Source organism: Achromobacter sp. 413638, from assembly GCF_043119405.1.
Lineage (GTDB): Bacteria > Pseudomonadota > Gammaproteobacteria > Burkholderiales > Burkholderiaceae_B > Achromobacter.
This window is the reverse complement of record NZ_JBICCO010000027.1, coordinates 66,205-77,067: the sequence shown is the minus strand read 5'-3', so window position 1 is coordinate 77,067 and position 10,863 is coordinate 66,205. Positions and strand designations below refer to the sequence as shown.

Annotated in this window: 8 protein-coding genes and 1 pseudogene; 5 read left to right on the top strand and 4 right to left on the bottom strand. The window is 68.2% G+C overall.

What is annotated here, in order from left to right:
• Positions 1-285: pseudogene (locus tag ACEU5R_RS13505) on the top strand (hypothetical protein); the annotation flags it as partial.
• 7 nt (positions 286-292) lie between these two features.
• Here ACEU5R_RS13505 and speB read toward each other — a convergent pair.
• Both speB and ACEU5R_RS13495 read right to left on the bottom strand, forming a co-directional pair.
• Positions 293-1,339, bottom strand: coding sequence for an agmatinase (gene speB / locus ACEU5R_RS13500; protein ID WP_392410504.1), 1,047 nt, complete (start codon positions 1,337-1,339; stop codon positions 293-295).
• A 24-nt stretch (positions 1,340-1,363) separates the two neighbouring features.
• Entirely contained in the window at positions 1,364-2,770 is a 1,407-nt protein-coding gene (locus ACEU5R_RS13495; protein WP_103272067.1) for a sodium:solute symporter, read from the bottom strand.
• 275 nt (positions 2,771-3,045) lie between these two features.
• Here ACEU5R_RS13495 and ACEU5R_RS13490 point away from each other — a divergent pair, with 275 nt between their 5' ends.
• Together ACEU5R_RS13490 and panB are read left to right on the top strand one after the other, a co-directional pair.
• The gene (locus ACEU5R_RS13490; protein ID WP_392410503.1) at positions 3,046-3,954 is read left to right on the top strand and encodes a LysR family transcriptional regulator; all 909 of its coding nucleotides are present in this window, start codon (positions 3,046-3,048) and stop codon (positions 3,952-3,954) included.
• A 71-nt stretch (positions 3,955-4,025) separates the two neighbouring features.
• On the top strand, positions 4,026-4,868 hold the full coding sequence (panB, locus tag ACEU5R_RS13485; protein ID WP_392410502.1) for a 3-methyl-2-oxobutanoate hydroxymethyltransferase: 843 nt from the start codon (positions 4,026-4,028) through the stop codon (positions 4,866-4,868).
• Between the two features lie 40 nt (positions 4,869-4,908).
• On the opposite strand, the gene ACEU5R_RS13480 is transcribed toward panB, so the two are convergent.
• Entirely contained in the window at positions 4,909-5,730 is an 822-nt protein-coding gene (locus tag ACEU5R_RS13480; RefSeq protein ID WP_392410501.1) for a phytanoyl-CoA dioxygenase family protein, read from the bottom strand.
• 2 nt (positions 5,731-5,732) lie between these two features.
• On the bottom strand, positions 5,733-7,142 hold the full coding sequence (locus ACEU5R_RS13475) for an amino acid permease (protein ID WP_103272063.1): 1,410 nt from the start codon (positions 7,140-7,142) through the stop codon (positions 5,733-5,735).
• 171 nt (positions 7,143-7,313) lie between these two features.
• Here ACEU5R_RS13475 and ACEU5R_RS13470 point away from each other — a divergent pair, with 171 nt between their 5' ends.
• Positions 7,314-8,432 carry a GTPase family protein gene (locus ACEU5R_RS13470; RefSeq protein WP_103272062.1) on the top strand — a complete coding sequence of 373 codons (1,119 nt, stop codon included), beginning with the start codon at positions 7,314-7,316 and terminating at the stop codon, positions 8,430-8,432.
• 183 nt (positions 8,433-8,615) lie between these two features.
• The gene (locus ACEU5R_RS13465; protein WP_392410500.1) at positions 8,616-10,706 is read left to right on the top strand and encodes an EAL domain-containing protein; all 2,091 of its coding nucleotides are present in this window, start codon (positions 8,616-8,618) and stop codon (positions 10,704-10,706) included.
• Positions 10,707-10,863: the final 157 nt, after the last annotated feature.

The window sequence follows — 10,863 nt, the reverse complement described above, 5'->3', positions numbered from 1 at the left end:
GGGGGGGGGGGGGGGGGATGGGTTGGTTGGGGGGGGGGGGGGGGGGGGGGGGCGGGGGGGGCCCCCCCCCCGCGCCTCTTCCTGGCGGTCGAAAAGAACCGCCTGCCGGCCTTGCGCGACACGCTGGCCGGCTGGCGGCTGCTGCCGCTCTACGCCAGCCGGCGCTACGTGCTGCTGCAAGTCGAAAGCGGCGCCGTCGCGGCGCGCGATGACGCCGCTCGGGAAGCGCCGGCCGCCATCGCCGCGACCGGCCTGGCGGCCAATCCGCCGTCCCCGGCGCCCTGACGCGCGCTCAGCGCCCGCGCGCCACGCACATCAGGCTCAGGATCTCGAACATGATCTGCGCGCCGGCGTGCGCGGTGTTGGCGGTGGCGTCATAGGCCGGCGCCACCTCCACCAGATCGCCGCCGGCGATGTTCAGCCCCGCCAGCCCGCGCAGCATGGCCTGCGCCTCGCGCACCGTCACGCCGCCCACTTCCGGCGTGCCGGTGCCGGGCGCGAAGGCGGGATCCAGACAGTCGATGTCGAACGACACGTAGACCGGCGCGTCGCCCACCACCTCGCGCGCCTTGGCCACGATGGCGTCCACGCCCAGCTGGGGAATGTCCTCGGCATGGATCACGGTCATGCCCGAGGCGTAGGAAAACTCCCACAGATACTCGGCCGCGCCGCGGATGCCGATCTGGATGGTGCGCGTGGGATCGAGCACGCCGTCGAGCACGGCCTGGCGGAACGGGCCGCCGTGATGGAAGCGGCTGCCGTCGAACGGCCCGCCAGTGTCGCAATGCGCGTCGAAGTGGATCAGCGCCAGCGGCCGCTCGCGGCCCAACGCCCGCAGGATCGGCAAGGTCACCGAATGATCGCCGCCCGCCGACAGCGGGATCACGCCGGCCTGCTGGATATGCCGGTAGATGGCCTCGATGTCTTCGTGCGACTGGTCCAGGCTGAAGCGGCTGCGCATCGGCACGTCGCCGATGTCGGCCACGCGCAGCTGGGTCACGGGCGTGCATTTCAGGACGTGGTTGTAAGGGCCGACGCGCTCGATCGCGCGCAGGGCGCGCGGCCCGAAGCGACAGCCGCTGCGGTTGCTGGCGCCCAGGTCCATCGGCACGCCCAGCAGCGCGACCTCCAGGTCGCCGAATTCGGGCCGGCTCCAGTCCATCGCCCGGGCCGGCGCGTCCAGCAGCGTGGGCATGCCGGCATAGGGCGCCATGCGCGTGCCGCTGTCGTTGATCACATTGGCCGCGATGGCGCGGAAATGCGGATCGTGGATCTCGGCCTCGTTGGCGCCGCCGAAGCGCTCGCGCAGCGCCTGCAATTTTTCGGGCGTGAAAGTCATGTCTTGCTCCTGCTTGATGAAAACTCAGTCGGCCCGGGCCGGGGCGCGCGCGCCATCCAGGCTCGCGGGCGCGTCGGCGCGGGTCGCCAGGCTGATCACGACCAGGCTGGCGAGGCTGACGGCCAGGCTGACGTAAATGGGCGTGTTGGCGTCCAGGCCGTCCTTGATCATGAAAACGATGGCCGCGCCGCAACCGAGCAACATGCTGGCGATGGCGGCCGGCGTGGTGGCGCGGCGCCAGTAGATCGCGCCCAGCAGGGGCACCAGCATGCCGCCCACCAGCAGGTTGTAGGCGCAGGTCAGCGCGCTGAGCACATCGTCCACCGCCAGCGCGATGCCGACGGCCGTGAAACCCGCGAGCAGCGTGATGAGGCGGTGCGAACTCACGTTCTCGAAGCGGCGGCCGCCGCGCAGCGCGGGCAGCAGGTCTTCCGCCAGCACGGTGGAGGTCGCCAGCATGGCGGCGCTGGCCGTGGACATCATGGCCGCGAGCGCGGCGGCGATGACTAGGCCGCGGATGCCGTCGGGCAGGCTGGCCTGCACGATGGCGGCGAAGGCGTTGTTGGGATTGTCCAGATCGGGCAGCAGCACCTTGGCGGCCATGCCGATCAACGCGCCGGCCAGACCATAAAGCACACAGTACACCCCGGCCACGCTGCCGGCGACGCGCGCCACGCCCGTGGTGCGGGCGGTGAACACACGCTGCCAGATGTCCTGGCCGATCAGGATGCCGAAGAAATAGATGACGAAGTAGGTGGCGATGGTGCTCCAGCCGATGGTGGTGAAGTCGAAGCTGGCGGCCGGCAGGCGCGCGACCAGCTGGTCCCAGCCGCCCACGCGCATGATGCAGATCGGCAGCAGCACGAACATCAGGCCCACGGTCTTGATCACGAACTGCACGATGTCGGTCAGCGTCAGCGACCACATGCCGCCCACCGCCGAATAGATGACGACCACGCCGCCCCCCAGCAGCACCGCCGCCCAGAAGGGCAGGTCGAACAATACGTGCATCACCGTGCCGGTGGCGATGACGGACGTGGCGGCCAGCATCAGCGCGTAGGCCATCATCACCAGCGCGCTTACGCGGCGCGTGGCCGGGCTGTAGCGCCGCTCCAGCACCTGGGTCACGGTATAGATGCGCAGCTTGAGCAGCGGCTTGGCCAGGAACAGGTTCAGCACCACGATGCCCGCGCCCAGCGCCGCGCACAGCCAGAAGCCGGAAATGCCGTGGACATAGCCCAGGCGCACCGTGCCGACGGTGCTGGCCCCGCCCAGCACCGTGGCCGCCATGGTGCCCATGTAGAAGCCGGGCCCCAGGTTGCGCCCCGCCACCAGGAAGTCTTCCTGCGTCTTCGCGCGCCGCATGCCGTACCAGCCCAGCAACAGCATCGCGCCCATGTAGATCACGACTACGCCTATGTCCAAGTACATGTCCGCCCCTCGATTCGTTTCCGGCGCGCGTCCAGGGCGCGCCATGTGGTCTTGATGCCATTCACAGGCGTCGCGCGAAACACCGATGCGTATAAAAGTGAACTTCCGCGCAGCCTGCTTTCCAGCCACCGCAAGCCTGATTTCCACGCTTTTCGACGTGGGACTTTCATGCCTGCAAGGCCCGATGGAATAATAGAAATCACGCAATTCCCGATCCATATCTCGTTCGCTCAACAAGCATCGATCAATATCAATGTTTCATAGGTGATTACCCTATGCTGTCCACCGTTACCGATCTGGATCTCAGGCTGATCAGGGTGTTCCTGGCCATCGTCGACGCCGGCGGCGTATCGGCCGCGCAGGACGTGCTGGGCGTGGGCCAGTCCACCATCAGCAGCCAGCTCGCCACGCTGGAGACGCGGCTGGACTTCCGCCTGTGCGAGCGCGGCCGGGGCGGCTTCCGGCTGACGGCCAAGGGCCAGCGTTTCGCCCGGCTGGCGCGCGGCGCGCTGACCTCGCTGAACAACTTCACCGCCGAGGCCCGCAACATGCATCGCCAGCTGGTCGGCAGCCTGACGCTGGGCCTGATCGGCAACGCCACGCTGGAACAGAACGGGCTGATCGCACGCGCCATCGCCCGCTTCCGGCAACGCGACGAAGCGGTGCGGCTGTCGCTGCTGATCCGCGGCCCGCGCGAACTGGAAGAGCTGATCCTGAAGGACGAAATGCAGGTGGCGGTGGGCTATTTCCTGCACCGCGTTCCGATGCTGGACTACGCCACGCTGTTCCAGGAGCGCCAGGTGGCCTATTGCGGCGCGGGCCACGCGCTGGCGGCCCGCGCCGGCAGCCTGGGCCCGAGCGACGTGGCCGAGTCGGACTGGACCTGGCGCACCTATCCGCTGCCCGAGGCCTCCTTCGCGGGCCTGCCGCGCCGCATTACCTCCGAGGCCGACAACATGGAGGCCGCCGCGGTGCTGATCCTTTCCGGCGCGCACCTGGGCTACCTGCCCGAGGCCTATGCCGCGCCCTATGTGCAGGCCGGCCTGCTGCGGCCTCTGAATCCGGCGCTGTTCCATTACGACGTGGACATCACGCTGGTGGCCAAGAAGCGCCCCCACCTGAACGAGATCACGGCGGCCTTCCTGGAGGACATGCGCGCAGCGCTTGCGCTGCCACAGCCATGAAGCGCCTGGGTTAAGCTCGGGACGCGGCGCTGCCTGCCAGGCCCGCCGCGCATCCCGAACACGAGGCCCGCATGTCGACCACCGCCACCCTGAATGCCAACGCTCCCGCCCCCCGCCGCATGACCGTGCCCGCCTTCCGCGCCCGCAAGGGCCAGGAACCGCTGGTCATGCTGACCGCGTACACGGCGCGCATGGCCGAGCTGCTGGATCCCTGCTGCGACGCGCTGCTGGTGGGCGACAGCCTGGCGCAGACCATCTACGGACTGCCATCCACCGTTCCCGTCACGCTGGACACCATGATCGCGCACGGCGCGGCCGTGGCGCGCGGCGCGCGTACCGCGCTGGTGGTGGTGGACATGCCTTTCGGCAGCTACGAAGCCAGTCCCGAGCAGGCCTTCGCGTCGGCCTCCCGCGTGCTGAAGGAAACGGGCGCGGCCGCCATCAAGCTGGAAGGCGGCGAGGCCATGGCCGCCACGGTCGCCTTCCTGTCGGCGCGCGGCATCCCCGTGATGGGACACGTGGGCCTGACGCCGCAGGCGGTGAACATCCTGGGCGGCTACGGCGCGCGCGGACGCGGCCATGCCGAGCAGGCCAAGATCGCGGCCGACGCCGAAGCCATCGCCGCCGCCGGCGCCTTCGCGGTGGTGGTCGAGGGCGTGGTGGAACCGCTGGCGGCATCGATCGCCGCCAGCCTGTCCTGCCCCGTGATCGGCATCGGCGCGTCCGCGTCATGCGACGGACAGGTGCTGGTGGTGGATGACATGCTGGGCATGTTCGAGCGCACCGCCCGTTTCGTGAAGCGCTACGACACACTGTCCGAACGCATCCAGGCCGCGGCGCGGACCTATTCCGAGGAAGTGAAGGCCCGGCGCTTCCCGGGCCCCGAGCATCTGTACGAAGCGCCCAAGGCCTGAGCCGGGCCAACGCCGCGACTTGCCCGATCCGCCACCGGCATCAGGCGCGCGGCCACAGCAACGGAAACAGCGCGTGCTCCAGCGGCGCGCCCGCCGGCAGCTCCTGCTCCAGCCCCGGAAACTCCGGCGAGGTCCGCCAGGCGCGCGGTGCATGCCGCATGTCCTCGCCCAGGAAGCGCACCGAGAACGCGCGCCGGCGTCGGTCTCCGCCCACGCCGCCGGACGCGTGCAGCGTCAGCATATGGAAGAACACGGCGTCGCCCGGCTCCAGCTCCCAGCCCAGGATGCGCCAGCGCGAGCGGTCGGCCTCGATGTCGGGCAGATCCGCCAGGCTGCCTTCCGGAAACCACCTGGCCTGGTTGTCCAGGAAGGTGCGCGGCATCAGCCAAGGCCCCAGGTGCGAGCCCGCCACGAACTCCAGCGTGGCCTCGCGCGCGACCGGATCCACCGGCATCCACATGCTGCAATTCATGCGCCCTTCCACGTTGTAATAGGGCTGGTCCTGGTGCCAGGGCGTGCGCTGGCGCGTGTTGGGTTCCTTGACGAGCAGATGGTCGTGATAGAGCCGCGCCGGCCCGCCGCCCATCAGCTGCGAGGCCACCGAGCCCACGCGGCTGTCGAAGATGAATCGCCGGTATTCGTCGTTGTCCCGCCAGTTGCAGAAGTCCTCGAAGAACCAGCCGGGATCGTCGGGCCGGCTGGCCACCTTGGCGCGCGGACTGGGCGCGTCCAGGTTCTTCTGGATGCCGCGCGTCAGCAGCTCGACTTCCGGCGCGGTGAACAGCTGCCGCACACAGAGCGCGCCGTCGCGCTGGAAGGCCGCGATGTCCTCGGCCGGCAGTTCGAATTCATGGCGATGCATGGTCACTCCTCCTTGTCATCATCATAGTCAGGCCGCGATGCGCCGCCCGCGCGCCGACGCATCGCGGACAGCCAGAGATAGGCCGCCGACAGCAGCGCGAGCCAGCCCAGGCCCACATACAGCGCGCCGCGCGTATCCTCGAACGCGGCCAGCACCGCGAACACGAACAGCATGAAGACGACGGCGCAGCGCTGACCCCAGGGCCACAGCGGCACGGGAAAGGCCAGCTCGGCGGCGGCCGGGCCCAGGCGGCGACGCATGGCCAGCTGCGACAGCAGGATCATCAGCCACACCCAGACCACGGAAAAGGTCACGATGGCCGCCAGCTTCATGAACAGGCCGTCGGGCAACAGGTAATTGAGCGCCACGCCCACGAGCAGGCCCGCGCCCATCACCGCCACCGTCATCCAGGGCACACCGAAGCGCGACACCCGCGCGAAGCCGGCCGGCGCCTGGCCGTTCAGCGCCATGCCGTAGAGCATGCGCCCGGTGCTGAAGATATCGCTGTTGACCGCCGAGATCACAGCCGAGATCACCACCAGGTTCAGCACGTCCGCGGCCGCCTTGATGCCCAGGCTGCTGAATATCTGCACGAAGGGGCTGCCTTGCGTGCCGATCTTGCTCCAGGGGAAGATCGCCATCAGCACCAGCAGAGTCAGCACGTAGAACAGCAGGATGCGCAGCGGCACCGAATTGATCGCCTTGGGAATGACGCGCCGGGGATCGCCGGCCTCGCCCGCAGCCATGCCGATGACCTCCACGCCGCCGAAGGCGAACATCACCACCGTGAAGGACGCGATCATGCCCTCGATGCCGTTGGGAAAGAAGCCGCCGTGCTGCCACAGGTTGGCCAGGGCCGGCGCCGTGGCGTCCGCGTCGCCGATGCGCATGCCGCTGAGCAGCACCGCCGCGCCGCCCGCGATCAGCGCCAGGATCGCCACGACCTTGAGCAGGGACAGCCAGAACTCCAGCTCGCCGAACACCTTCACGCTGCACAGGTTCAAGCCGCCGATGCAGAGCACGATGCCCAGCACCCAGATCCAGCGCGGCGTGTCCGGATACCAGAAGCCCATGTACACGCCGAACACGGTGACATCGGCCAGACAGACCATCAGCATGGAAAAGGCATAGCTCCAGCCGGTCAGGAAACCCAGGTACGGCCCCAGGTAGCGCGTCGCGTAATGGCCGAAGGAGCCAGGCACCGGATGGCGCACCGCCATCTCTCCCAACGCGCGCATGGTGAAGAAGATGGCCGCGCCGCCGATCAGGTAGGCTAGCAGCACCGACGGCCCCGCGCGCTGTATGGCGGCGGCGGAACCATAGAACAGGCCGGTTCCGATCGCCGAGCCCAGCGCCATGAAGCGCACATGCCGCGCGCTCAGGCCACGGCGCAAGCCTGTCTGCTCATCCATGGATATCCCCATTTTTTGGTATTGGTCTGCCCGGCGATATCTATACTTGTATAGTCAAGTTCGGGACAACATGACGTAATCCCTAACCCGGCGTCCAATCCCGGGCTATCCGAGGCAAGCGTCCGAACTTCCACGGATTGAACCCATTAGAATCAGACGAATCCAATCCTGATGCCCGCCCCCATGCCCGATCCGCTGCCCCTGCAAGACGCCATCGCCGACGCGATCAGCACCGCGACGCGCGGGGCCGGCCGCGTCAACATCCTGGTGGCCGGCAAGACGGGCGTGGGCAAGAGCACGCTGATCAACGCCGTGTTCCGTGGCGAGCTGGCGCGCACCGGCGCGGGCAAGCCGGTGACCTCGACGACCCAGGAATTCACCCGGCCCGGCCATCCGCTCACCATCATCGACACGCGCGGCCTGGAAGTAGCCGACTACGAAGCCTCGCGCCGCGAGCTGGACGCGCTGATCCGCGAGCGCGGAGCCGCCGCCGATCAGGAACGCCACATCCACATCGCCTGGCTCTGCATCCAGGACAGCAGCCACCGCGTCGAAGACGCGGAGATCGCGCTGTGCAACATGCTGGCGGACGCCGGCATTCCCGTCATCACGGTGCTGACCAAGGCCCGCAAGAACAGCCCGTTCGCCGACACCGCGCGCGAGCTGCTGCCGCGCGCCCGGCAGGTGGTGCCGGTGCGCGCGCTGCCCGAGCGCATCGACGAGCTGGACGCGGATCTGCCGCCCATGGGGCTGGACGAGCTAATCGCCGCCACCGCCCAGGCCATCCCCGAGGCGCAGCAGCGCGCCTACGCCAATGCGCTGTCCACCCGCAACAAGCAGGCGCTGGAAGTAAAAAAAAAGCGGGCTGAGATCGAAGTGAACATCGCCGCCGGCCTGGCCGCGTCGGCCGCCGCCGCGCCCATCCCGTTTTCCGACGCCTTCGCGCTGGTGCCGATCCAGGTCGGCATGATCGCCAAGATCGGCATCACCTTCGGCATGGAGCTGGACACGGCGGCCATCACCACGCTGGTCACGTCCACGCTGGGCGCCTCGGCCGCCACGCTGATCGGCCGCTCGGTGGTGTCCAGCCTGCTCAAGCTGATCCCGGGCGCCGGCAGCGCGGCCGGCGGCACCATCGCCGCCACCACCGCCGCCACCCTCACCAAGCTGCTGGGCAACGCCTACGTGGCGGTGCTCTACGACTTCTGCCAGCGCCATCCGGGCAAGGACATCGACACCGCGATGATCGCGCAGGCGCTCAAGCAACGCGTGGGCTTCGGCCGAGGCTGAACACCGCGCCGGATAGGCGTACTTTTTCGCAACAGTTGGACGGCCTTCGCAATAATGCGCAGGCTTTTGGCATTTTCATATGCGGGATAAATATTTGGCTTCCGCAGACGTAAAGCCATATATCCCGTCATGTTTTCATGCCAGCCGCAGCGGCGGCCCATGCCGGAAGACCGGCCATAAGCTATGACCATCGCGAATTCGGACGTCATGTACAGGCACCTGGTGCAGGGTGTCGAGGACTACGCCATCTATATGCTGTCTCCGGACGGCACCGTCGCCAACTGGAACGCCGGCGCCGAACGCACCAAGGGCTATGCGGCCGACGAGATCGTCGGCCAGAATTTCTCCTGCTTCTATACCCCGGAAGACCGGGCCTCGGGCCTGCCGCAAGCCGGACTGGCGCGGGCCCGCGACCGGGGCAAGTTCGCCGCCGAGGGCTGGCGCGTGCGCAAGGACGGCACCCTGTTCTGGGCCAGCGTGGTGATCGACGCGATCCACGGCGACGGCGGCGAACTGCTCGGCTACGCCAAGATCACGCGCGACGAGACCGAGCGCCGCATGCAGGAACAGCAGCTGCTGCGCGCCAAGGAAATGACCGAGCGCTACAACGCCGAGCTGGGCTCGCTGTCGAGCTTCCTGGACGCGGTGATTTCGCAGATCCCTTCCTGCGTGCTGGTGATGGACGCGGTGTCGCGCCGGATCGTGCTGGCCAACCGCCAGGTGCAGGCCATGTTCGGCGTCGACCGCGCCGACATGCGCGGCCGGACCATGCAGGAATGCCTGCCGGAACAGGCCTGCGCCTTCTTCGAGCGGCTCTGCAATGATGCGCTGCGCTCGGACGGCGCCATGCGCGAAGAGGAAGAGGAGCTGTCCACCACACTGGGCCCGCGCTCGCTGCGTACCAAGACGCTGGTGTTCCACAACAGCGATCCGCGCTCGCGCTATGTGCTGCTGATCGCCGATGACGTCACCGACGAGAACGCCGCCCATGCGCAGGTGCGCTACATGGCCCACCACGACACGCTGACCGGCATGCCAAACCGGCGCCTGTTCCGCGAACAGATGCTCAAGGCGCTGAACGCGGCCAGCGACGGCCGAGCCACCGCGGTGCTGTGCCTGGACCTGGACAACTTCAAGAGCGTCAACGACACGCTGGGCCACCAGTTCGGCGACGAGCTGCTGCGCCTCCTGGCCAAGCGCCTGCCCAAGGTCCTGCGCGAACAGGACACGCTGGCGCGGCTGGGCGGCGACGAGTTCGCCGTGGTGCTGCCCAACATCGAGCAGACCGAGGACGTGCGCCGCATGGCGCAGCGCCTGGTGGACGCCGTGCGCGCGCCGTTCGAGATCGACGGCCACACCGTGCCGGTGACGGTCAGCATCGGCATCGCCGTGGCCGACACGCCGGAATGCACCGCCGACCACCTGCTGCGCTACGCCGACATGGCGTTGTACGAGGCCAAGCGCAACGGCCGCAACGGCATGGCCTTCTTCAAGCCCGAGATGGAGACCACCGCGCTCAAGCGCCACGAGATGGAAATGGACCTGCGCCAGGCCATCATCTCGCAGCAGCTGCGGCTGCACTACCAGCCCATCAAGGACGCCAGCCATGTACGCACCGTGGGCCGCGAGGCGCTGATGCGCTGGCAACATCCGACCAAGGGCCTGATCATGCCCAACGACTTCATTCCCGTGGCCGAGGAAACCGGGCTGATCCATGAGCTCAGCGCCTTCACGCTGCACGAGGCCTGCCGCGAGGCCATGCGCTGGGAGCCGCATGAAACCGTGGCCGTCAACCTGTCGGCCAGCCAGTTCGCCAACAGCGCGCTGGTGTCGCTGGTGGAATCGGCGCTGACCACGTCCGGCCTGCCGGCCGACCGGCTGGAGCTGGAGATCACCGAATCGGTGCTGCTGGCCAATTCGGCGGCCAACCTGTCCACCCTGACCCGGCTCAAGGACATGGGCGTGAAGGTGGCGCTGGACGATTTCGGCACCGGCTATTCCTCGCTGAGCTACCTGCGCAGCTTCGAGTTCGACAAGATCAAGATCGACAAGTCCTTCACCCAGGACGTGGAGTCCAGCCGCGAGGCGCTGGCCATCATCCGCGCCATCAACGGCATCGGACGCAGCCTGGACATCCCCACCACCGCCGAGGGCGTGGAAACCCCGGCCCAGCTGCGCCGGCTGACGGAGGAAGGCTGTACCCACTTCCAGGGCTACCTGCTGGGACGCCCGGTATCGCACGAACCCGGCGCCGCGCCGCAGACGCCGACGTAATCCGCCGTAAACGCCTGTGTGACAGCACGCCTGCGGGACAACCCGCAGGCGCGCGCGGCAACGCCATACGGCGGCAATACGTCCCTGTTACAGTGGCCCCGGCAGGGTCTGGCCAAAATGACGAACTGGACGGCAGGCGCGCCCTTGATCCCAGGGT

What these genes read in the sequence shown, in the direction of transcription:
- speB (WP_392410504.1), bottom strand. Translation starts at nt 1,339, where the DNA reads ATGACTTTCACGCCCGAAAAATTGCAGGCGCTGCGCGAGCGCTTCGGC.
- ACEU5R_RS13495 (WP_103272067.1), bottom strand. Translation starts at nt 2,770, where the DNA reads ATGTACTTGGACATAGGCGTAGTCGTGATCTACATGGGCGCGATGCTG.
- ACEU5R_RS13490 (WP_392410503.1), top strand. Translation starts at nt 3,046, where the DNA reads ATGCTGTCCACCGTTACCGATCTGGATCTCAGGCTGATCAGGGTGTTC.
- panB (WP_392410502.1), top strand. Translation starts at nt 4,026, where the DNA reads ATGTCGACCACCGCCACCCTGAATGCCAACGCTCCCGCCCCCCGCCGC.
- ACEU5R_RS13480 (WP_392410501.1), bottom strand. Translation starts at nt 5,730, where the DNA reads ATGCATCGCCATGAATTCGAACTGCCGGCCGAGGACATCGCGGCCTTC.
- ACEU5R_RS13475 (WP_103272063.1), bottom strand. Translation starts at nt 7,142, where the DNA reads ATGGATGAGCAGACAGGCTTGCGCCGTGGCCTGAGCGCGCGGCATGTG.
- ACEU5R_RS13470 (WP_103272062.1), top strand. Translation starts at nt 7,314, where the DNA reads ATGCCCGCCCCCATGCCCGATCCGCTGCCCCTGCAAGACGCCATCGCC.
- ACEU5R_RS13465 (WP_392410500.1), top strand. Translation starts at nt 8,616, where the DNA reads ATGACCATCGCGAATTCGGACGTCATGTACAGGCACCTGGTGCAGGGT.